The organism is Pseudomonas sp. NFACC39-1 (assembly GCF_900110355.1).
GTDB classification, from domain to species: Bacteria; Pseudomonadota; Gammaproteobacteria; order Pseudomonadales; family Pseudomonadaceae; genus Aquipseudomonas; species Aquipseudomonas tehranensis.
In genome coordinates, this window is record NZ_FODL01000018.1 from 58,525 (window position 1) to 80,631 (window position 22,107).

Consider the following 22,107-nt stretch of genomic DNA (forward strand, 5'->3'; position numbering starts at 1 on the left):
TGTTGTTTGGCCTGGCGGGTGCTGCGGTGCCGCTGCTCGCCCTGGCCTGGCACCTGCAACGCCAGGCCAGCGCCGCGCAAACCGAACTCGCGTTACTGGAGGAGCGTCTGGCCACCGCCCACATGGCCCACGACGGCTTGAACGCTCAGCTCGATGCGTGCCGCGATGAAATCAGCGACCTGGGCCAGGCCAACGCCGCCCGGCAAGCCGAGCTTGCCGCCGCTTGTCGCGAAGTCGAGTTGCTGCAGATCGAACGCGATAATGCCCGAGACGCGGCCCACGCCTGGAACCTGGAGCGCGCCGCAAAAGAAGCGGAACTGCGGCGTCTTGATGCCCAGGCGGCTTCGTTGCATGCCGAACTGCGTGAGCAACAGGAAAGTCATCAGCAACGTCTGGACGATCTGCAAGGTTCGCGAGACGAGTTGCGGGCACAGTTCGCCGAGCTTGCAGGAAAAATCTTCGATGAACGTGAGCAACGCTTCGCGGAAACCAGCCAGCAGCGGCTGGGGCAGTTGCTCGACCCGCTGAAGGAGCGCATCCAATCCTTTGAAAAACGTGTCGAGGAAAGCTATCAAGCCGAGGCGCGGGAACGCTTCTCCCTGGGCAAGGAGTTGGAGCGGCTGCAACAGCTGAACCTGCGCCTGAGCGATGAAGCGACCAACCTGACCCGTGCCCTCAAAGGCCAGAAGACCCAGGGTAACTGGGGCGAACTGATTCTGGAGCGGGTGCTCGAGCACGCCGGCCTGGAGAAGGGCCGCGAGTATCAGACCCAGGTCAGCCTCAAGGGCCCGGACGGCGAACGGTTCCAGCCGGACGTGCTGATTTACCTGCCCGGCGACAAGCAGGTGGTGGTGGATTCCAAGGTCAGTCTCACGGCCTATCAACAATACGTGGCCGCCGAAGACGACAGCATCGGCCAACTTGCTCTCAAGCAGCACGTGGTGTCCTTGCGGGCCCACGTCAAAGGTCTGGCCGGCAAGGATTACAAGCGCTTGGATGGTTTGCACAGCCTGGATTTCGTGTTGTTGTTCGTACCGATCGAGGCCGCATTTTCTGCCGCGCTGCAAGCCGAACCGACGCTGTTCCAGGAAGCCTTCGACCGCAACATCGTGATCGTCAGCCCAACGACGCTATTGGCGACGTTGCGGGTGATCGACAGTTTGTGGAAACAGGAACGTCAAAGTCAGAACGCCCGGGAAATCGCCGAGCGGGCAGGGTGGCTGTACGACAAGTTCGTACTGTTCATCCAGGACCTGGACGAAATTGGCAGCCGTTTGCAGCAACTGGACAAAGCCTACAGTGCTGCGCGCAACAAACTGACAGAAGGGCGCGGCAACCTGATCAGCCGCAGCGAACAACTCAAATTGCTTGGCGCCCGGGCCAGCAAAAGCCTGCCAGCCGAACTGCTCGAACGGGCCATGACGGATGTCGATGGGTTGCCAGAGTTGCCCGAAGAAACTGCAAAAAGCCAGGAGTGACGCACGCCCTGGCTCGATGCAACACCGGTGGCAGGGCGCGTGCTTATCACAACGGCAAATGCCGACTCAACAATGCCCTCAACGCAGCCGGCTTCACCGGTTTGGCCAAGTAATCCAGACCCGCCGCATGCACTTGCGCCACCGTCTCGGGGCGGCCATCGGCGCTGATCACCACGCCAGGTATCGGTTCACCCATGCGGGTGCGTAGCCAGGCCATCAGCTCGGTTCCGGTCTCGCCATCGTCCAGATGAAAATCCACCAGGGCCAGTTGCGGTCGGCTACCCTCGGTGAGCAAGCGTTCGCACTCCTGGCGGTTGCGCGCCGTCGACACCTGGCAGCCCCAGCGAGTGAGCAGGCTGTTCATGCCGATCAGAATGCTGTCTTCGTTATCGATACACAGCACCTGAGCGCCCTTTGGCAAATGACCATTGGGTTCGGCAACGGGCTTGGGCAAGGCCGTCTGCGCGTGGGCCAGCGGTACGCTGACGCTGAATACACTGCCGCGCCCAGGCCAGGAACGCACCCGCAAAGTGTGACCCAGCACGCGGCACAGCCCGTCGGCGATCGCCAGGCCCAGGCCCAGGCCTTTTTCCGCGCGGGTCTGATGGCTGTCGAGACGTTTGAACTCTTCGAAAATGATCTCCAGTTTATCTTCGGCGATGCCCGGGCCGCGATCCCACACCTCCAGGCACAATTCGCCATTGCGACGACGAACGCCCAGCAGCACCGGGCCTTTGGCATAGCGGAAGGCATTGGTGAGAAAGTTCTGCAGCACACGACGTAGCAACTTGATGTCGCTGTCGACTCGTAGTCGTGAGCCCCGCACCCGGAATTTTAGGCCTTGTTCCTGGGCCAGTACCTTGAACTCGGCGCCCAGGGTGTCGAACAGTTCGTTGAGGGCAAATGGATTGCGGTCAGGGTTGATCTTGCCGTTTTCCAGGCGAGAAATGTCCAGCAGGTCGGTGATCAGGTCTTCGGCCGAGCGCAGCGAACTGTCCAGGTGGTGCACCAGTTGCCGGGCCTCGCTCGGCAAGGCGTCGTGCTGATGCGAGAGCGCTGCGGAGAACAGGCGCGCGGCGTTGAGCGGCTGCATCAGGTCATGACTGACTGCTGCCAGGAACCGGGTCTTGGATTGGTAGGCCGACTCGGCGGTGCCCTTGGCTTCGGTCAGGGCCATGTTCAGTTGCGACAGTTCCCGGGTGCGTTCTGCCACCCGTTGTTCCAGCCCTTCGTTGGCTTCGGTCAGGGCCTGTTCGGCTTCGCGGAAAGCGGTGATGTCGGTAAAACTCATGACAAAACCGCCGCCGGGCATGGGGTTGCCGATCAGCTCGATCACCCGGCCATTGGGAAACAGCCGTTCAGAGGTGTGCGCGCGGCCCTGGCGCATCCAGTGCAGACGTCGAGCGACATGGACCTCTGCTTCGCCTGGGCCACAAAGGCCGCGCTCGGCGTTGTAGCGGATAATGTCGGCGATGGGTCGACCAACACTGATCAAGCCGTCCGGGTAGTTGAACAGCTCCAGGTATCGGCGGTTCCAGGCCACCAGCCTGAGGGACTGATCGACCACGCTGATACCCTGGGTGATGTTTTCGATGGCACCTTGCAGCAGTGCGCGGTTGAATTGCAGCACTTCCGAGGCTTCATCCGCGATTCGGACCACATCCTCCAGCTGCATCTCCCGACCTTCAATTGCGGCTTTTACCACCGCTCGCGTCGACGAAGCCCCCAGCACACCTGCCAGGAGTCGTTCGGTGTGGGCGATCCATTCGCTGTCGGCATTCTGGTTCGGGTTGAAGCCTTTGCCCTGGCGGTAGGCGAAGCGAATGAAACTCTGGCGCGCCCGTTCTTCGCCAACGAATCGCGCGGCCAGTTGCAACAGGTCATCTATGTGCACCGCCAGCATCGAGCGCGGGTTGGGGCGAGCGCTGATTTCCTGGCCGATGAAGCGTCCGGCCTGCCAGTGTTCCGACACCCGGGTGCGCGACAGCACGGAGATCCAGGCAAACAGGGTGAAGTTACCGGCCAGGGATAACACGACCCCTTGGGTCAGCGGTGAAATCGGCAGGTTCAAGGGGTTGCCATGCAGCCACGCAAGTCCCGGGAAACTATTCAGCGACCAGCCCAGACTGTGGGCCGCGATCGGCAACACCAAGGTGTAGAACCACAGGAAAATCCCCATGGCGAGGCCGGCGAACACCCCGCGGCGATTGGCCTGTTTCCAGTACAGCGCGCCGAGCATGGCAGGCGCCAGTTGGGTCACGGCGGCGAAGGCGATCTGGCCGATGGTCGCCAGACTCGCCGTCGACCCCAGCAGGCGGTAGCTGACATAGGCCAGCAACAGGATCACCACGATGCTCACCCGGCGAACCGACAGCATCCACTGACGAAACACTTCGAAGGGCCGCTCGGCGTTGTTGCGGCGCAACAGCCAGGGCAGCAGCATGTCGTTGGAAACCATGGTGGACAACGCGACACTCGCCACGATGACCATGCCGGTGGCCGCCGAGGCGCCTCCAATGAACGCCAGCACCGCTAGCGCCGGGTGGGCCTGGGCCAAAGGCAGGCTGATGACGAACGAATCAGGTAACACCGAGTCGGGCAGCAGCATCTGCCCGGCCAGGGCGATAGGCACTACGAACAACGCAGCCAGGGCCAGGTAGGCGGGGAACACCCATTTGGCCAGGCGCAGATCCTGGGGCTCGATGTTCTCGACCACGGTCACGTGGAACTGCCGCGGCAAGCAGATGATCGCCATCATCGCCACCCCGGTCTGCACCACCATGGACGGCCAGTTGATGGTTTCTTTCCAGTATTGTTCCAGTCGCGGCGCCAGCATCGCCTGGTTGAACAGATCATCGAATCCGTCGTAAAGGCCGAACGTGACAAAGGCGCCTACGGCAAGGAAGGCGAACAGCTTGACCAACGATTCAAAGGCAATGGCCAGCACCATGCCCCGGTGGTGTTCGGTGGCGTCCAGGTTGCGCGTGCCGAACACGATGGTGAACAGTGCCAGGATCAGCGAAACGATCAACGCAGTGTCCTGGGCGCGAGTGCCCATGGCGTCGGCACCAGCGCCGATCAACAGGTTGACCCCGAGCACGATGCCTTTGAGCTGCAAGGCAATGTACGGCAGCACCCCCACCAGGCAGATCAGGGCGACCACCACCGCCAGGGACTGGGATTTGCCGTAGCGTGCGGCGATGAAGTCGGCGATGGAGGTGATGTTTTCCTGCTTGCTGATCATCACCATCTTCTGCAGGACCCACGGTGCCAGCACCAGCAACAGGATCGGCCCGAGGTAAATCGGCAGGAATGACCAGAGTTGTTCGGCAGCCTGGCCTACCGCGCCAAAAAATGTCCAGCTGGTGCAGTACACCGCCAGCGACAGGCTGTAGACCCACGCCCGCACCCGAGGGGGCAACGGTGTGCTGCGCCGGTCGCCGTAGAAGGCGATGGCGAACAGGATGGCCATATAGGCCAGGGCAACAACGGCAATCAGCCCGCTGGACAACGACATGGAAGCTCCTGAACGAAAGACCCCGGGGCAGGGCCCGGCAGAACAGTCTCGCATGCCCGCTCGGGTTCGTCAGTGTCGACCAAGGTCGAGGCATGCCGAGGTGTTGCGGTTTGCGCCCAGCGTTGGGTCATGGGGTGTTCTGGCTGGCCGCCATCGCGAGCAGGCTCGCTCCCACACTGGATCCTCGCTGAACACAAATGTTGGTTCACCACAGACCCAATGTGGGAGCGAGCCTGCTCGCGATGGCGGTATTACTGGGTCAACGCGATATCCACCAACCGATACAACTCCTCAACCGCCAACGGCTCGGTGGCAAAGAGGATACGAAACACCGTCGGTGCGACCACCACATTGATCAGTCGCTCGACCCCTGGGTTTGGCTCGTCGGGATAGCGATCCAGGATGGTCTGCAACTGGCCGCTGAGGATTGCCACGCAATAGCCTGGCGTAGCGCAGGCCTGGATGTCGCGCATCATGTCGCGACCGGGTTCGGAGCTCATTTCGTCCAGGTACTGTTCGGCCCAGGCGCGAAGATCCCCACGCAGGCTGCCGGTGTCCAGCGGTGCGCTGTCCGGGCGCATGCGGGCAATCGCGACGTCGCCCAGCAATGCCGGCAGGTCGCCCCAACGCCGGTAAATGGTGGACGGGGTGACGCCTGCGCGGGCCGCGATTTGCGGCACGGTCAGGCTGGCGCGGTCCTGCTCCTGGAGCAGGCTGCGAACCGCCGAATGAATCGACTCTTGTACCCGGGCGCTTCTGCCGCCGGGGCGTAAACCTTCTTTAATAGCCATGGATCGGACCTTAACACAAAGAATTTGCTTTAAGCGCACGTCGATAGCACACTCTGCAAAAGCAAAAAATTAGCTTTTGTGAATCGCCTTGTGGAGTGTGCCCATGTCCCGTCCAGCTTCGACCCGTGCCAGTCTGATATTCTTGGCGATCACCCTGCTCGGTTTCCTCGCTGCGTCCAGCGCGCCAACCCCGCTGTATCACCTCTATCAGGAACAACTGCAATTTTCCCCTGGGGTCCTGACGCTGATTTTCGGCGTGTACGCGTTCAGTCTGTTAGCGGCGTTGTTGACCGTGGGTTCGCTGTCGGATTATCTGGGGCGCAAACCGGTGATTTTCGTCGCGCTGGTGCTCAACATGCTGGCGATGCTGCTGTTTATCAACGCCAACAGTATTGCCTGGTTGATCGGTGCACGGTTGATTCAGGGCTTCGCCACCGGCATGGCCACCAGTGTGCTTGGCGCGGCCTTGCTGGACTTCGATCGTCGGCAAGGTCCGCTGATCACTAGCGTAGCGCCCTTGCTGGGCATGGCTTGCGGTGCATTTGGCTGTGGCATGTTGGCCGAGTTCGCGCCGTTGCCCCTGCAACTGACGTACTGGATTTTGCTGGGATTGTTCCTGATCCAGGCCATTTACCTCTGGTTTTTGGCGGAGAGCGTCAGTCCGCAGCCGGGTGCCTGGCAATCCTTGCGCCCCACCTTGCATGTGCCGATCCAGGCACGGCGCGCCTTGTGGCTGATACTGCCCTTGAACCTGGTGGCCTGGGCGGTGGGCGGCTTCTACTTGTCACTGGCGCCGTCATTGGTGCGGGCCGCAACCGGAACCACGTCCAACTTGATTGGCGGCGCGCTGGTGGCGGTGTTGACGCTCACCGGAGCGTTGAGCATCTACACGCTGCGCAACCAGGTGGCGGACAAAATGCTGCGCCTGGCCGCCAGCCTGTTGCTGGTCGGTCTGGCGCTGGTATTGATCGCAGTGCACGCTGCTAGTTTGCCGTTGTTCTTCGTCGGCACGCTGGTCACCGGCAGCGGTTTTGGCGCAGGCTTTCTGGGGGCATTGCGCAGCATTATGCCGTTGGCCTTGCCCCATGAGCGGGCTGGGTTGATGTCAGCGTTTTATGTCCTCAGTTACCTGGCTTTCAGCCTGCCGTCGCTGCTGGCGGGGAGCCTGACCCGGGTGTTCGGGTTGATCCCGACCACCGATGGCTTTGGCGCGGTGTTGATTGTGCTGGCGACCGTTGCCTTGCTCGGGCTGTCGCGTCAGGCGCGGCCATCGCCTGGTTTGGGTTAGTCTTGGCACCTCTGTGTTTCTTTGGGGCGATCTCTGTTGAACATCATCCGCAGCAAATCCTTTACCGGCGACCGCGCCTGGGCAGCGCTGGATATCGCCAACATGAATGGCATCACCACGCGCCTGCACTGGACTGATCAGCCCTATAAATGGCACATCAACGATGGACAGGAAGTGTTCGTGGTGCTCGATGGGCAAGTGCAGATGTGCTATCGGCAAGAGGGTATCGAGAAAGATACCCTGCTGAGTGCGGGGGATATTTTCTATGCCTCGGTGGGCACCGAACATGTGGCCAAGCCATTGGGAGAAGCGAGAATTCTGGTGATTGAGGCCGAGGGCAGCGTCTGAAAAATATTTGTAAAATCGATAATATATAGAGATATTACCCGTTATATAGATATTCGATCTGGCTCTAGCATGGCTCTATCTCGTCCGAGAGTAGGAGTTCGCCATGCCATGCTGTGCTGCCACAAACCGTTTGCGTCCACTCAGTCATTTGCCCAGACCATTGGAAGCTGTTCGCCAGTTCACGCCTAACTGGTTTGCTGTCGTCATGGGCACCGGCGTATTGGCCCTGGCCTTGGCGCAATGGCCGGGGGATGTCCCGGGCCTGCGCGTCCTGGCCGAAGGGGTGTGGTGGTTCGATGTCCTATTGTTCGTGTTGTTCACGGGGCTGTACACCGCGCGTTGGGTGTTGTTCTTCGACGAGGCGCGGCGGATTTTTGCTCATTCAACGGTTTCGATGTTTTTCGGCACCATTCCCATGGGGCTGGCGACCCTCATCAATGGTTTGTTGGTATTCGGCTTGCCGCGTTGGGGCGAGGGCGTGGTGCCGTTGGCGGAAACGTTGTGGTGGATCGACGTGGCGATGTCCCTGGCCTGTGGCGTGCTGATTCCGTTTTTGATGTTCACCCGTCAGGAACACCGGATCGACCAGATGACCGCCGTGTGGCTATTGCCGGTGGTGGCGGCCGAAGTCGCTGCCGCCAGTGGCGGCTTGTTGGCACCGCACTTGGCAGACGCCCATTCGCAACTGGTCATGCTGGTCACCAGCTACATTCTCTGGGCATTTTCCCTACCTGTTGCGTTCAGCATCCTGACGATTCTGCTGCTGCGCATGGCCTTGCACAAACTGCCCCACGAAAACATGGCCGCCTCGAGCTGGCTGGCCCTTGGTCCGATCGGGACCGGTGCCCTGGGCATGTTGTTGCTGGGAGGCGATGCGCCGCTGATTTTTGCCGCCAATGGCTTGCCTGGCCTGGGCGAAGTCGCCGCTGGCTTGGGGTTGGTGGCCGGTATCACCCTGTGGGGGTTCGGGTTCTGGTGGATGTTGATGGCGCTGTTGATCACCGCACGGTATTTGCGCACGGGCATCCCGTTCAACCTCGGATGGTGGGGTTTTACCTTCCCCTTGGGCGTGTATGCGCTGGCGACGCTGAAGCTGGCGAGCTTGCTGAACCTGGGGTTTTTTACCGTCTTCGGTTGTGTACTGGTGGCGATGCTGGCGGTGATGTGGCTGATCGTCGCCCGGCGCACGGTGCTCGGCGCCTGGCACGGTGAGCTGTTCGTGTCTCCGTGCATTGCGGGGCTGGCGAAATAATCGTTAAAGACAGGTAATGTGTGGCCTGGATCGGAAAACCTCATTCCAATAAGCGACCACGCCACTCAGGAACATGGAAGATGAGTCACCCCTCGCAGTTCACCTTGCTCCGCACGCGGCGTTTCTTGCCGTTTTTCATCACGCAGTCCCTGGGCGCGTTCAACGACAACGTGTTCAAGCAATCGCTGATCCTGGCGATTCTCTATCGGCTGACCATCGAGGGCGACCGTTCGATCTGGGTCAATCTGTGTGCGCTGCTGTTTATCTTGCCGTTCTTCCTGTTCTCGGCACTGGCGGGGCAGTTTGGGGAAAAGTTCGCCAAGGATGCGTTGATACGTCTGATCAAACTTGGCGAAATCGTCATCATGGCGATCGGCGCGGTGGGTTTTCTGTTCGATCACTTGTGGTTGATGCTGGCGGCGCTGTTCGCCATGGGCACCCAGTCGGCGTTGTTCGGGCCGGTGAAATATTCGATCCTGCCGCAAGCCCTGCGCGAAGACGAATTGGTCGGCGGCAATGGCCTGGTGGAGATGGGCACCTTCCTGGCGATCCTCATCGGCACCATCGGCGCCGGGATCATGATGTCCTCGGCGCATTACGCGCCGGTGGTGGCGACTTCGATTGTCGTTATCGCCGTGCTTGGTTACCTGGCGAGTCGCGGTATTCCGCGGGCGGCGGCGGCCTCGCCGCAGATGCGCCTGAACTGGAACATTTTCAGCCAGTCCTGGGCCACGCTTAAATTGGGCCTGGGACAAACCCCCGCGGTGTCCCGCTCCATTGTCGGCAACTCGTGGTTCTGGTTTGTCGGGGCGATTTATCTGACACAGATCCCGGCCTACGCCAAGGACTGGATGCACGGTGACGAAACCGTGGTGACCTTGATCCTGACGGTGTTCTCGGTGGGGATCGCCCTGGGTTCGATGCTGTGCGAGAAGTTATCCGGGCGTAAAGTCGAAATCGGCCTTGTGCCCTTCGGCTCGTTCGGCCTGACCGTGTTCGGGCTGCTGTTGTGGTGGCATTCCGGTGGAATTCCCGGCAGCGCCGAGGGCTACGGCTGGCTCGAAGTGCTCGGTTTCGGCCACGCCTGGCTGGTGCTGATCGACATCCTCGGGCTCGGTGTCTTTGGTGGTTTCTACATCGTGCCGCTGTACGCACTGATCCAGTCGCGCACCGCCGAGAATGAGCGGGCGCGGGTGATCGCCGCCAACAACATCCTCAACGCGTTATTCATGGTGGTTTCGGCGATTGTCTCCATTGTCCTGCTGGGCCTGCTGGAACTGTCGATTCCCCAGCTGTTCCTGGTGGTGTCGCTGCTGAACATTGGCGTGAACACCTACATCTTCAAAATCGTCCCTGAATTCAGCATGCGTTTCATGATCTGGCTGCTGAGCCATTCCATGTACCGCGTGGAACATCGCAACCTGGATGCGATTCCCGATGAAGGCGCCGCGCTGCTGGTCTGCAACCACGTGTCCTTCGTCGACGCGTTGCTGATCGGCGGCGCGGTGCGTCGACCGATTCGCTTCGTGATGTATTACAAGATCTACAACCTGCCGGTGCTCAACTTTATCTTTCGCACCGCCGGGACGATTCCGATTGCCGGGCGCCAGGAAGATATCCATATCTACGAAAGCGCCTTTACACGCATCGCTCAATACCTGCAGAACGGCGAGTTGGTGTGCATCTTCCCCGAAGGAAAGTTGACGGCCGATGGTGAGCTCAATGAGTTCAAGGGCGGACTGACGCGCATTCTTCAGGAAACACCCGTGCCGGTGATTCCCCTGGCGTTGCAGGGATTGTGGGGCAGTTTCTTCAGTCGTGACCCGAACAAGGGACTGTTTCGCCGGTTGTGGTCGCGGGTGACGTTGGTGGCGGGGCCGGCGGTCGCCGTTGAGGTGGCGGAGCCGGCGAAGTTGCAGGCGTTGGTGGGGGATTTGCGCGGGGCTGTCAGGTAGGCTCAAAAACCTTGTGGGGAGCAGCACCTGTGGGAGCAAAGCTCCCACAGGTCTTCCAGTCCTGCTGGTGAACTCAGGTGCTGACCTTAAGTCCGATCAACCCGGCAACGATCAATGCCACACTGGCCAGCCGAATCAGCGCCATGGATTCACCAAACAGAATGATCCCGGCAATCACCGTGCCCACGGCCCCGACACCGGTCCAGATGGCATAGGCCGTGCCCAGGGGCAGTTCCTTCATCGCAAGGCCTAGCAGGCCAAGGCTGATGGCCATGGCCGCAACGGTCAATGCGGTAGGGAGCGGGCGGCTGAAGCCGTCGGTGTACTTCAGGCCGACAGCCCAACCGACTTCGAACAGGCCGGCAAAAAACAGAATGATCCAGGACATCACACACCTCCATCAATGGATGGGGTCGTCCCCGGATTAAGATTGATCGAGTGGCGGGGTCGTCCCCGCGATGGGCGTATAGATTGCCCATTATTGACCACTCGATCAAGTCTGCCTTTCAGTCCGCCGCTTGGCGGGCGAGCAGTTCACGGTCCTGCTTTTCGCTCATACGGCGGAAATACGTCGAGAGCAGTGCCCCGGAAATATTGTGCCAGACGCTGAACAGCGCGCTGGGCACCGCCGCCAGCGGCGAGAAATGTGCACTGGCCAGGGCCGCGCCCAGACCGGAATTTTGCATGCCCACCTCCAGCGACAAAGTCTTGCGCTGGGCCAGGGGCAAACCGAACAGGCGACCGGTGAAGTAACCCAGCAGGTAACCGAAGCTGTTATGCAGCATCACGATGGCCATGATCAGCAGGCCGGACTCGGCGATCTTCGCCTGACTGGCCGCCACGACCGCCGCAACAATGATCACGATGCTCACTACCGAGATCAGCGGCAGCACTTCCACCGCGTGACGAACCCGATCACCCAACAGGCGCTGAGCAACGATGCCCAGCACGATAGGCAGCAGTACGATCTGCAGGATCGACCAGAAAAGCGCCGAGAACGACACCGGCAACCAGGCCGAGGCCAGCAGCCAGATCAGCGCAGGCGTCAGCAAAGGCGCGAGCAGGGTGGTGATGGCTGAAAGCGACACGGCCAAAGCCAGGTCTCCGCGGGCCAACCAGGTCATGACGTTGGAGGAGGTGCCGCTCGGGCAGCAACCCACCAGAATCACCCCGACGGCAATCTCCGGTGGCAGGCTGAATACTTGGCAAAGTAACCACGCCACACCGGGCATGATTACAAATTGTGCGATCACGCCCAGAACCACGCGTCCTGGATGCCGGCCCACTTCGGCAAAATCTTCCAGCTTGAGCGCCAGGCCCATGCCGAACATCACCAGCCCGAGCAAGGGGACGATGGCGACTTTCAGATCGACGAACCACTGCGGCAGCAAGAATGCCAGCACGGCAAAAAACAGCACCCAGTAAGCGAAGGTATTGCCGACAAAACGACTCAATGCAGCCAGTGCGCGCATGACCTGATCCTTATTATTAAGTGCAACATACAGAACCCCTGTGGGAGCGGGCTTGCTCGCGAAGGCGATGTGTCAGCTAACAAATAGGCTATCTGATACACCGCTTTCGCGAGCAAGCCCGCTCCCACAGTGGGGAAGGTTTGTTAGATCCCCTGAGGCATCTCTTCACCGCCCAGGGCCTCGACCAGCGCCGGCAGGAACTCACCAAACGTCAACATCATCAGCGTGAAGCTGGCGTCCAGTTGGCCGAGGGCCTCGTCGCCGCCGTCCTGTTCCGCCTGGTCCTGCAACAAGTCTTCGAACTTCAGGCGCTTGACCACCATTTTGTCGTCGAGCACGAAAGACAACTTGTCTTGCCAGGCCAGCGACAGTTGGGTCACCACCTTGCCAGTGTTCAAGTGCAGCTGGATTTCGTCGCTGGTCAGGTCCTGGCGCTTGCAGCGCACGATGCCGCCATCTTCGTGGGTGTCGCGCAGCTCGCATTCATCCAGCACGAAGAAATCGTCGGCGGCTTTCTGAGTCTTGACCCAGTCGGTCATGATGGCGGTGGGGGCCGTCTTCACTGTCAGTGGCCGCACCGGCAGCGAGCCGAGGACTTCACGCAGGGTAGAGAGCAGGTCTTCGGCGCGTTTCGGGCTGGCGGAGTTGACCAGGATCAGACCCTGTTTCGGTGCGATGGCAGCGAAGGTGGACGAGCGACGAATGAACGCACGAGGCAGAAACGCCTGGATGATTTCATCCTTGAGCTGGTCCCGTTCCTTTTTATAGACCTTGCGCATTTGCTCGGCTTCGATCTCTTCGACCTTTTCTTTCAGGGCATCGCGTACGACGCTGCCTGGCAGGATGCGTTCTTCCTTGCGCGCGGCGATCAGCAGGAAATCCTGGCTGATGTGCACCAGAGGCGCGTCTTCGCCTTTGCCGAACGGCGCGACGAAACCGTAAGTGGTCAACTCCTGGCTTGCACATGGACGCGCCAGTTTACTGGCCAGTGCAGTTTCCAACGCCTCGGCATCAAAAGGCAGATCTTGGGTCAGGCGATAGATAAGCAGGTTTTTGAACCACATGGGGTGAGTCTCTCCTTTATACAAAGGGGGGCATTATTCTCTTCGCGGGGCCATAGGCCAACCCTTCGCTAAGCCTTTGGAAGGCCTGAAAAAATTAAAGTAAAAAGTGCTTGCCAGCTTTGAGGACGCTCCGTAGAATGCGCGCCACACCGAAAGCGAAGGGTGATTAGCTCAGCTGGGAGAGCGTCTGCCTTACAAGCAGAATGTCGGCGGTTCGATCCCGTCATCACCCACCATTCGCTCCAAGTGTTACGCGCAGCGGTAGTTCAGTCGGTTAGAATACCGGCCTGTCACGCCGGGGGTCGCGGGTTCGAGTCCCGTCCGCTGCGCCATATTCGGTAATCTGGAACACTGAACGCCAGATCACCACAGAAAGCCCGCTAACGCGGGCTTTTTGCTGTTTGCAGTTCCTGCGGTGCGTGTCAATCACATTTTTTTTCGCTGAATAGTTAATTAAATCAGCACGTTACAAAAATGTGTGAGAGAATGCGCCCCGCATCGAAAGTGAAGGGTGATTAGCTCAGCTGGGAGAGCGTCTGCCTTACAAGCAGAATGTCGGCGGTTCGATCCCGTCATCACCCACCAAGCTTTCAACGCTACGCGCAGCGGTAGTTCAGTCGGTTAGAATACCGGCCTGTCACGCCGGGGGTCGCGGGTTCGAGTCCCGTCCGCTGCGCCATCTTCGGCAACTTGGAACACTGAACGCCAGGTTGCCATTAAAAAGCCCGCTCATTGAGCGGGCTTTTTGCTGTCTGGTGTTTACCGGTTAGCTACTGTTCGGCATTACGCCGATGACGGTAATCGCTGACCGCCTCGTACACGGCTTTGCGCAAACGGTTGATGCCGCCGATGGGGCGATGGGCCTCAATGCCGAACCAGGGGTTGAAGGACTGGTTGTCGCAGGCCAGGTTCAGCTTGGGCGTATCGAAATCCTGGGCCGGCACGGTGATGCGCGCCACCGTCTCGAACGGTGCGTCACTTTCTCGCCATTCAATACTGGTGTCTTCGATCGGCATGTATTTGCTCGGGTCCTGGCGCTGGATCTGCAGGACAAAACACGCCGGTATACGGTCTGTGGATAACTGTTGCGTCAGTGCGCTTCGCAAGAAATTCGGCAGTGCCTGGTTTTGTGCGGGCAAGGTGTAGCTCGGGCAGCTATCCGGGTCGGGCGCTACGCGAAATTTCGCGTTGGCCTCGCCAAACTTATAGGGAGATACCGAAAAATACGTGGTCTGGGTGGGGCTGTCAGGGGCTGGTGAAAGTGTCTCCAGAGCGATGAACAGGTGACGGATTTGCCAGCTGCGCGGATCCAGGCTTGGGAAGAACGCCATCGCTTTTTTTCCATCGGCCTGGGCGGCCACATTCTGACGATATTCGGCGACATCGCTGACGAAGAAGTTCGGATGATTGAACATCACAAAATCCTGTTCACCTTGTGACTGGCGGTCCCCCAGCAGTTGTTTGCCCGGCACGTCCAGCAGTTTGATCGCCATTCCTCGCGCATCGCGCAGGCTGTCGAACTGCGGGTAGGCGTTGCCGTTGGACAAGCGCATCGTCGCTTGCCAGACCTTCCCCGGCTCGGCAAATACACCCTGGCGCAACGGTGCTGGCAGATCGTCCGGCACCTGCACTTGCGCCATGACGCAGCCGTGGGCCTTGGCATGGGCATCGCGCAGGTAGCGCGTGCCTTCGCGGTGCTGATCGACGATACGGATGGCGGTCTGGATGATGTCCTGGGTCATGGCCGCTTCGCCGGGTGGAATCTGCTCTTTATCCGAGACCGGTCCGCTGTGTTGCCAGGCGAACCAGGCCGTGGCCAGCGCCCAACCGAGTAGACCGATGCCCAGCAACCACAGGAGCGTCTTGCCCAAAAAGGCGCCGAGGCGCAGCCAGAGCGTAATCAGCATGGGTCAATCCTTTTGCCTGAGGGGTTCATCATCACAGTTGCGACTCCAGTGGCCCGCCCAGTACCTTGAGGTACTCCAGCAACGCCCAGCGTTCCTGTGGCTGCAGCAGCCGACCAATCACGCCATTGCCCCGCTCACCGGCGCGAAACTCATGGCCACTGTTGTGGTTGCCGGTGATCCGGGTGTCGAACAAAAAGCCATTGGTGAAGGCTTCTGTGCGATAGCCCAGGTGCCGTGGGTCGTATTCGAAGCTGCCTTTGTAGAAGGTGATCGCCCGTTCGTCCTGAGGAGACAGCAACTGATAGATCGTCGGCACCGAGCCGTTATGCAGGAAGGGCGGCGTGGCCCAGACGCCAGCCAGGGGCCGGGCTTTGTAGGCGCGCAGTTCGCGTACGCCGATGGGCAGGCCAAAACCATCCAGCGCCGGGCGCTCCAGCGGTGTGACGCCTGCGTCACGGTAAGCCCGTTCTTCCACGAACGCGGTCACGTAGGCCAGGCCTTTAGCGACTGAAACCTGGCTCAAATCCAGCGGCGTCGTCGGCGTCGGATGCAGTTGCACGTCCAGCTTTGCCAGTTCGGCCGGATCCCATTGCAGGCTGGTCAGGTCGAAGCGGTGGTCGGCAATGTTGTTGGCGGTGCCTGGGTCGGTGCCGATCACCTTCACCGGCAACATCTTCAGCTGCTGGACGGGCCTGTCAGGACCTTGAACCACTTTAGGCACGTGGCAGCCGGCACAGTTTTCGGCGAACAGCGCCCGGCCCTGTGCGGCCAACGGCCTATCGATAGGCCCAAGCAGCTCCTGAGGCCACTGCGGGGCCTTGAGCAACTGCAGGGTTTCTTCAATCTTGTGCAGATCGCGAACGCGTACGCTGGAGGGGTATCGCGCATCACCTTGCAATGGTTTGCCCTGGGCGTCGAAGAAATTCAAGGTGGCGCCGACTCCCAACGCTTCGCCGACGTTGCGGGCCATCGGCTGCTGGGCCGAACCGTTCCACTGCACCCAGTCGAATGTCCAAATGTCCCACAACTGCGGGTAATCCACAGGTGCGTTGGCGACGCGGTAATTCTCGGCCGAGATAGCATCGCCGAAGCTGGCATTGGCAATACGCCCAAAGGCATCTGTACGGCCAGGCCCTTCTTCAGTGGGGTAGAGGCCGCGGTGAGTGTCGTTCCAGGCCACGCGCAAGAAGGTGTCCAGGGAGGCTTTGAATGATTGGCGCAGCTGTTCATGGCGGGCGTCGTAGTCCTGCCCCAGGACTTGGCGGGCAAAGCGTTCGAATTTCCAGGGGTTGTAGTAGGTCGAGGCCAGACTGGCGACCAAGGCCTGTCCGAAACTGCCACCGCGTAATGTGGGAACGCTGGAAGGCAGGACGTGCTGGGCCGAGCCACCATCGATCCGTATCGCCTGGCCCTTGAAGTGCAACTCACCGGTATGACAGGCGGCGCAGGTGATATCCAGGAACTGGTCGGCGCTGCCCGGATTCTGGTGGCGGGTGAAACCTACGGGCAGATTGCCAGGATTGTCCGCCGAGGGTTTCTGCGCCGGGTCCACCAGAAAGCCGAATCGGGCCAGGTATTCAGGCGAAGCGAAGCGCTGCTGCGAGAACGGCAATTCGAGGGCGGTGAACCAGTCGTAGCGCAGGCCTTTGACTTGAGTACCCTGGGGCGTGAAATAGTACGTCTGGCGTTCGGCGGCGCTCCATTGATCCAGATAATGCACCTGTTCGACCGGGGTATAGGCCGGCAGGCGAGGGTTGGCCACGTAATAAAGCACCACGGCCACGGCGACGACGAGCAGCGCGAGGAGCAACAAGAGAAGGCGAGATAGCAGGCGCACGGTAACGTCCTTGTTTTTTTGATATGCCCTTATGCCTCAGTGCCGCGTGGCCGGCAAGTGGCCATTACCGGCGGCGCTACGGGGAGTGGCCATTTGTCCCTGTAGGTAATAGATGACAGATGCTTCATCAGCCCTGGATTAAAAAGCGTTTGTGGTCGTGAACTTATCAGTGCTTTGCTGCTCACATGCCGGTAGCCATTGGTCGTGGCCGCCTGATAAGCTCGCGGCTTTACTCGATTGCCCTTATGGCGCATGAACAAGGAAATAGCATGAAACAGCATCGGTTGGCGGCGGCGGTGGCCCTGGTTGGCCTGGTACTCGCGGGTTGCGACTCGCAGACCAGCGTAGAGCTGAAAACCCCGGCGCAGAAAGCTTCCTACGGTATTGGCCTGAACATGGGCAAAAGCCTGGCTCAGGAAGGTATGGATGACCTGGACTCCAAAGCAGTCGCCCAGGGCATCGAAGATGCCGTCGGCAAGAAAGAACAGAAGCTGAAAGACGAAGAACTGGTCGAAGCCTTTGCCGCACTGCAAAAACGCGCCGAAGAGCGCATGGCCAAAATGAGTGAAGAGTCGGCAGCCGCCGGCAAGAAATTCCTCGAGGAAAACGGCAAGAAGGAAGGTGTTACCACCACCGCTTCCGGCCTGCAGTACGAAGTGGTCAAGAAAGCCGACGGCCCTCAGCCTAAGCCGACTGATGTCGTGACTGTTCACTACACCGGTAAGTTGACCGACGGTAAGGTGTTCGACAGCTCTGTCGAGCGTGGCAGCCCGATCGATCTGCCGGTCAGCGGTGTGATCCCGGGTTGGGTCGAAGGCCTGCAACTGATGCATGTCGGCGAGAAGTACAAGCTGTACATCCCGAGCGACCTGGCCTACGGCGCCCAAAGCCCGAGCCCGGCCATCCCCGCCAACTCGGTTCTGGTATTTGACCTGGAACTGCTGGCGATCAAGGATCCGGCAAAAGAAGAAGCAGCCAAGTAACTGCGGCTGTTGTAACGACAACGCCTCGCTTATGCGGGGCGTTGTCGCATCCGGGCTTTGGTAAACAGCAAAAAACCGAACGCTCGGCGCGGGTTATAGTCATAGGCAATACAGACGCTGTGCTAGACCCAGTCGGGCCGTCAAGTCAATGAAATATTGGGTTTTTTTATGTGAGTAAAAAACGCCCGATTTGACTGGGAGCCTTATTTAACGGGGGCTTCAGCGCGCAAATGCAGCTCTGTTCACAAGGTTATCCACAATTTGTGTGGATAACATTTCAGTGGGAGAAAACATGAAGGCTCCGTGGAATTTTGCACGTTTTCTGCCCTTGGCAGGACGACTGCTGGCCCGCGGTCGATTGCCAACGTTGTTGTTTGCCGTCGCCAGCAAAGGCGCGCGGGAAGGCGGTCGGTTAGGCAAGCTAAAGGAGGATCTGCGTTTGCTGCAGGCCCTGTGCCTGGCCTACTGGCGTGGCGAGTATCGGGCCGTCAGCGCCAAATCGCTGCTTTCTATCGTCGCCGGACTGATGTACTTCCTCAGCCCCCTGGACGCGATTCCGGATTTTCTGCCCATGTTCGGCATGTTTGACGATATCGCCGTGCTGGCTTGGATCATGAAGACCCTCGACGGTGAACTCGAAGCCTTCCGCGCCTGGCGCTATCGGCAATCCCCCGAAAAGCTCGCTCAAGTCGAGCGGCTTCCCGACACCCCGGAGCAGCTCCAGCTCCAAGGCCAGAAAAAGCACTGATCCGGTTCTGTTTGCCTTCTGAGATTGATCGCCCCGCGACCTTAGCCGCTATTAGGATTACACTTCCAAGGAAAAAGCTGACTCGCTAAGTGTTGTTGTCCTACGGGGTAGACATGGATATTCAAATAATCACACGCGACGGAGAGCCCGAATACGCGGTTTTACCGTGGGAGCAGTACCAGTCGCTATTGAAGGCAGCCGGCATCAATCAAGCACCGCCGCAGGACGCCACAGTCCGTGATGCGGCGGCACCCGGTCAGGTTCTTCCTGGTCTGGATCAACTCCGCAGTTTGCGCGAAGGGAAGGGCATCGCCATTGAGGCGTTGGCCCGCACAGTAGGTATAAGCCCGTCTTATCTGGCCATGATCGAAAGTGGCGAGCGTCAGCCCGATGCCGCGATTCGGCGCAGTCTGGCCTGGGAGTTGACGGTGCCGGGGTGGAGGGATCAATTGTGAGCGTTCGTATCAGTCGGCAGCATTGGGATGGGTTGTTGGGTGAGTTGGATCAGGCGCGCCGCCAGCGCCATTTGTTGACGTATCGGGCCTTGCTGGAGCGCTTGCAGCTTCCCAGTCCGGCCATGCAGACCTTGACTGCGGCCCTTGAACACTTGGCGGCGCTGGATGCCCGGGCTGAACAGCCGCTGCGAAGTTCGCTGGTCATCAGCCAGGGGGCCAGCCGGTTGCCGCGTACCGGCTTCTTCGAGTGCGTTGAACGTCTCGGGCGCTTTTCCGGGCCTTCCGATGGCGTGGCCGCCGCTTCCTGGCACGCCTCGGAAGTGGTTCGGGTATTCGAATACGAGTACCCCGAATCAGCGGAGGCCTGAATGCTCTGGCGTATCAAGGCGCGGGCCGGCTACTGGCTGGCGCGGCGGTTGTTTCATTGGTCCTGGTTCGTTCGCCAGCCCCGTGGCTGGTCTTGGCTCGAGGGGCAGTTCTCGCGCATGGCAAATCTGGGCGATGTCGGTGCGCAAAGTTTCTACGGGCATATTCTGACGTTCCGCGGCCAGGGCCTGGGTGCCCGGGAGGAAGGGGGTCGCCTGCTGCGACTGGCGGCACTGGCCGGTGACGGCAAAGCGGCCTACCAGGTGGGGGTGATCAGCCTCGCCGGAACTGCCAGCAAAGTACCGGATCCGGTTGAAGCCGCACGTTGGTGGACCTTGGCGGCGAAGGCCGGGCATCCGTTGGCCGAGATCAAGCTCAAAACGCTTGAGGACCATCAGCCGTAACGTTATCCACAGATCCTGTGAAGAACTGCCTTTCCTCCCTTGTCAGTTGATTGTTTTTCGTGCTGGGCGAATTTAACGAATCGCCCTACATCCATCGCCTCCTTCCCTGACTTATTTCCCCAGCCATCACCGGCACAGTCTCGCGCTTCCTGAGTGCTGCGAGACGTCTGCCCATGTTCGACCGTTTTTTCCTGCCGGCCCTTGATCGAGCCATGCCCTGATGGATCAGGTGAGCCGTATCGAGCAGGAACTCGATAGTTTCAAAGACACCCTTTCGCTTTACCGCGGGCAACTCGAGCACTGGTACAGCCTGGCTGCGGACCGGGCCAGCCAGGCGGCAGACCTGCCCTCGCTGATGGGCATGGAGCGAGTGATTCGTTTCGCTGATAGCCCCACCGTCGTCAGCACGGGCGACGATGACTTCCTCTCCACTGTCGTCCAGTGCCCTCTGGGTGGGGTGATGACGATCGAGAGCAAGTTCGAGTCGGTGTATGACATTCCCCTGGGCGACATCGTGGTGGATGTGGTCGCAGTGGACAGCGGCGAAGTCACGCCCGTCACCCTGAATGCCCAGGGCCTGGGGACCTTCAAGGGCGAGGCGGGCAAGTCCTATCGAGTGCATGTCCAGGACAAGGTGTCGCCGAAACACATCGCGAAGCTGTTTTCTTCCTACGATGGGCTGAGCAACGATCTGACACAGTGGTTGCGCGGCGAGTGGCAGGGGTTCAAGCCGCAATGGACGCAACAATCCTTGGCGACCTCGGCGGCTGCGGTGGGCAACGGTTTGCTCGCTGGCAGTTGGAAGGCGATCGAGGGAGTGTGGGACAGCATCAGTCTGCTGTCGGACATTCTCAAGGATCCCGGCGAGTTTGCTGATCGGTTGGGCGAGAGCGCGGATCAGCTAAAAAAACTGGCGGAAGAAGCGCCATTGCTCATGGCCAAGCTGCAACTGCTGGCCAGTGACGAAGCCGCCTTGTGCTTGCTAGTGCGCACCGCCAGTCTCTGGCTGGAGATGCTGCCACCCAGTGAGATGGCGGGTGAAACCGCCGAAGCTCTGTCGACGGCGGTGGTGACGCTGCTGATCGATTTGTTGATCGGTGTAGTGCTGACCTTCGCCGGGGCGGGAGCTGGTATTGCTTACTTGTCGCTGCGTCTGGGCAAGCTTGGCGCGGGTTTGCTGAGTGCTGCCCAGCGGTTCGTCAGCGCTATCTTTGCGGTGGTCAACGGTTTCATGGCCTACGTAGATCGCTACAAAACCGTGGCGGCGCGGGGTGTGGCGGCGGGAATAAAGAAAGGCCGGATGCAACTGCGCTGGGACGCGCAGCGCAATACCACATTGAAAAAGGACGAACCCCACGACGACGTCCCGGCCCAATCGAAAAACCCCAACGGCGACAGCGCCGACACCGCAGCCCTGACCCAAACCAGCGGCTGCCCGGTGTCGATGGTCACCGGCGAGGAACTGCTGACCCTGGACGACGGCACCCTCGATGGCTGCTTGCCGTTTGTCTTCACCCGCTTGTACCGCACCAGCGCGGTGGACCTGGACGTCGGCCTGGGCCGCGGCTGGAGCCATGCCCTGGCGCACCGCTTGTTGCTCGAGGGCGAGCAGGTCATCTGGATCGACCAGGAAAACCGCCGTACGCCGTTTCCGCTGCCCACCGACCAGCGCCCAGCGATCCACAACAGCCTGGCCCGCGCAGCGATTTACCGGGGGGCCGAGCCGGACGAACTGATCATCGCCCAACCCGGCGAAGGTGCACCTTTCCTACACTTTCGCGACGGCCATCTGACCGCCCTCAGCGACCGCTACGCCAACCGCCTGACGCTGCAGCGCAACATCCATGGCGACATCAGCCGCCTGGACAACGGTGCCGGGCGCTCCCTGCGCTTGCGTTACGAACAGCGCCACCTGGTCGCCATCGACTACCAGAGCTTTCACCCGGCCCTGACCCTCGACGAAGCCTGGCGCACCGAACAGACGCTGGTCTCCTACCGTTACGACGGACGTTTCCGACTGATCGAGGCGACCAACGCCGCAGGCGAAAGCGAACGCTACGACTACGACGACCAGCACGTCATCCTCCAGCGGCAACTGGCCGGCGGCGCGAGTTTTTTCTGGGAATGGCAAGGGGCCGGGCGCGCGGCCCGCTGCGTGCGGCACTGGGCCTCGTTTGCACAGATGGACAGCCGCTACACCTGGGGCGAGGACGGGCAGGTCACGGTCCAGCACCTGGATGGC

At 60.3% G+C, this 22,107-nt stretch carries 18 protein-coding genes and 4 tRNA genes; 15 read left to right on the plus strand and 7 right to left on the minus strand.

Annotated elements, in window-relative coordinates:
• Positions 1-122: 122 nt before the first annotated feature.
• Positions 123-1,478, plus strand: a complete 1,356-nt coding sequence (gene rmuC, locus BMY45_RS25115; protein WP_177193390.1) for a DNA recombination protein RmuC — start codon at positions 123-125, stop codon at positions 1,476-1,478.
• A gap of 46 nt (positions 1,479-1,524) precedes the next feature.
• Here rmuC and BMY45_RS25120 read toward each other — a convergent pair whose 3' ends face one another.
• Complete coding sequence (locus BMY45_RS25120; protein WP_092402790.1) at positions 1,525-4,995, minus strand: hybrid sensor histidine kinase/response regulator; 3,471 nt, start codon at positions 4,993-4,995, stop codon at positions 1,525-1,527.
• Between the two features lie 251 nt (positions 4,996-5,246).
• The gene (locus tag BMY45_RS25125; protein ID WP_092402792.1) at positions 5,247-5,786 is read right to left on the minus strand and encodes a TetR/AcrR family transcriptional regulator; all 540 of its coding nucleotides are present in this window, start codon (positions 5,784-5,786) and stop codon (positions 5,247-5,249) included.
• A gap of 103 nt (positions 5,787-5,889) precedes the next feature.
• Here BMY45_RS25125 and BMY45_RS25130 point away from each other — a divergent pair, with 103 nt between their 5' ends.
• From BMY45_RS25130 to BMY45_RS25145, 4 genes are all read left to right on the plus strand, one after another.
• Entirely contained in the window at positions 5,890-7,074 is a 1,185-nt protein-coding gene (locus BMY45_RS25130; protein WP_092402794.1) for an MFS transporter, read from the plus strand.
• Between the two features lie 36 nt (positions 7,075-7,110).
• A complete protein-coding gene (locus BMY45_RS25135) occupies positions 7,111-7,422 on the plus strand; it encodes a cupin domain-containing protein (protein WP_092402796.1) in 312 nt (103 codons plus the stop codon).
• Positions 7,423-7,525: 103 nt separating this feature from the next.
• Positions 7,526-8,674 (plus strand): TDT family transporter, encoded by a 1,149-nt coding sequence (locus BMY45_RS25140; protein ID WP_092402798.1) that lies wholly within the window; start codon positions 7,526-7,528, stop codon positions 8,672-8,674.
• Positions 8,675-8,754: 80 nt separating this feature from the next.
• On the plus strand, positions 8,755-10,629 hold the full coding sequence (locus tag BMY45_RS25145) for an MFS transporter (RefSeq protein ID WP_092402800.1): 1,875 nt from the start codon (positions 8,755-8,757) through the stop codon (positions 10,627-10,629).
• A gap of 73 nt (positions 10,630-10,702) precedes the next feature.
• On the opposite strand, the gene sugE is transcribed toward BMY45_RS25145, so the two are convergent.
• The 3 genes from sugE to rdgC all read right to left on the minus strand — a co-directional run bounded on the left by sugE (position 10,703) and on the right by rdgC (position 13,165).
• Positions 10,703-11,017 (minus strand): quaternary ammonium compound efflux SMR transporter SugE, encoded by a 315-nt coding sequence (gene sugE / locus BMY45_RS25150; RefSeq protein WP_092402802.1) that lies wholly within the window; start codon positions 11,015-11,017, stop codon positions 10,703-10,705.
• A gap of 118 nt (positions 11,018-11,135) precedes the next feature.
• Entirely contained in the window at positions 11,136-12,101 is a 966-nt protein-coding gene (locus BMY45_RS25155) for a bile acid:sodium symporter family protein (protein WP_092402804.1), read from the minus strand.
• A 143-nt stretch (positions 12,102-12,244) separates the two neighbouring features.
• Complete coding sequence (rdgC, locus tag BMY45_RS25160; protein ID WP_047228694.1) at positions 12,245-13,165, minus strand: recombination-associated protein RdgC; 921 nt, start codon at positions 13,163-13,165, stop codon at positions 12,245-12,247.
• A gap of 160 nt (positions 13,166-13,325) precedes the next feature.
• Between rdgC and BMY45_RS25165 the strand changes: the two genes are divergently transcribed.
• The 4 genes from BMY45_RS25165 to BMY45_RS25180 all read left to right on the plus strand — a co-directional run bounded on the left by BMY45_RS25165 (position 13,326) and on the right by BMY45_RS25180 (position 13,844).
• Positions 13,326-13,401, plus strand: a tRNA-Val gene (locus BMY45_RS25165).
• A gap of 19 nt (positions 13,402-13,420) precedes the next feature.
• Positions 13,421-13,497, plus strand: a tRNA-Asp gene (locus BMY45_RS25170).
• A gap of 177 nt (positions 13,498-13,674) precedes the next feature.
• Positions 13,675-13,750, plus strand: a tRNA-Val gene (locus BMY45_RS25175).
• Between the two features lie 17 nt (positions 13,751-13,767).
• A tRNA-Asp gene (locus tag BMY45_RS25180) sits at positions 13,768-13,844 on the plus strand.
• A gap of 91 nt (positions 13,845-13,935) precedes the next feature.
• On the opposite strand, the gene BMY45_RS25185 is transcribed toward BMY45_RS25180, so the two are convergent.
• Positions 13,936-15,072, minus strand: coding sequence for a catalase family protein (locus tag BMY45_RS25185; RefSeq protein WP_092402806.1), 1,137 nt, complete (start codon positions 15,070-15,072; stop codon positions 13,936-13,938).
• A 31-nt stretch (positions 15,073-15,103) separates the two neighbouring features.
• On the minus strand, positions 15,104-16,909 hold the full coding sequence (locus BMY45_RS25190; RefSeq protein ID WP_092402808.1) for a di-heme-cytochrome C peroxidase: 1,806 nt from the start codon (positions 16,907-16,909) through the stop codon (positions 15,104-15,106).
• Positions 16,910-17,178: 269 nt separating this feature from the next.
• Here BMY45_RS25190 and BMY45_RS25195 point away from each other — a divergent pair, with 269 nt between their 5' ends.
• From BMY45_RS25195 to BMY45_RS25220, 6 genes are all read left to right on the plus strand, one after another.
• Complete coding sequence (locus tag BMY45_RS25195) at positions 17,179-17,892, plus strand: BamJ family beta-barrel-assembly machinery protein (protein ID WP_092402810.1); 714 nt, start codon at positions 17,179-17,181, stop codon at positions 17,890-17,892.
• A 292-nt stretch (positions 17,893-18,184) separates the two neighbouring features.
• Positions 18,185-18,640 (plus strand): YkvA family protein, encoded by a 456-nt coding sequence (locus tag BMY45_RS25200; protein WP_092402863.1) that lies wholly within the window; start codon positions 18,185-18,187, stop codon positions 18,638-18,640.
• A gap of 113 nt (positions 18,641-18,753) precedes the next feature.
• Positions 18,754-19,095: a helix-turn-helix domain-containing protein gene (locus BMY45_RS25205; RefSeq protein WP_092402868.1), complete on the plus strand. Its 342-nt coding sequence runs from the start codon at positions 18,754-18,756 to the stop codon at positions 19,093-19,095.
• Positions 19,092-19,463, plus strand: coding sequence for a hypothetical protein (locus BMY45_RS25210; RefSeq protein ID WP_003179080.1), 372 nt, complete (start codon positions 19,092-19,094; stop codon positions 19,461-19,463). The genes BMY45_RS25205 and BMY45_RS25210 overlap by 4 nt, the downstream gene beginning before the upstream one ends.
• Positions 19,464-19,865 (plus strand): SEL1-like repeat protein, encoded by a 402-nt coding sequence (locus tag BMY45_RS25215; protein WP_092402865.1) that lies wholly within the window; start codon positions 19,464-19,466, stop codon positions 19,863-19,865.
• Positions 19,866-20,085: 220 nt separating this feature from the next.
• Positions 20,086-22,107, plus strand: a 2,022-nt coding sequence (locus tag BMY45_RS25220; RefSeq protein WP_256573680.1) for a DUF6531 domain-containing protein, incomplete at its 3' end; no start/stop codon positions are given.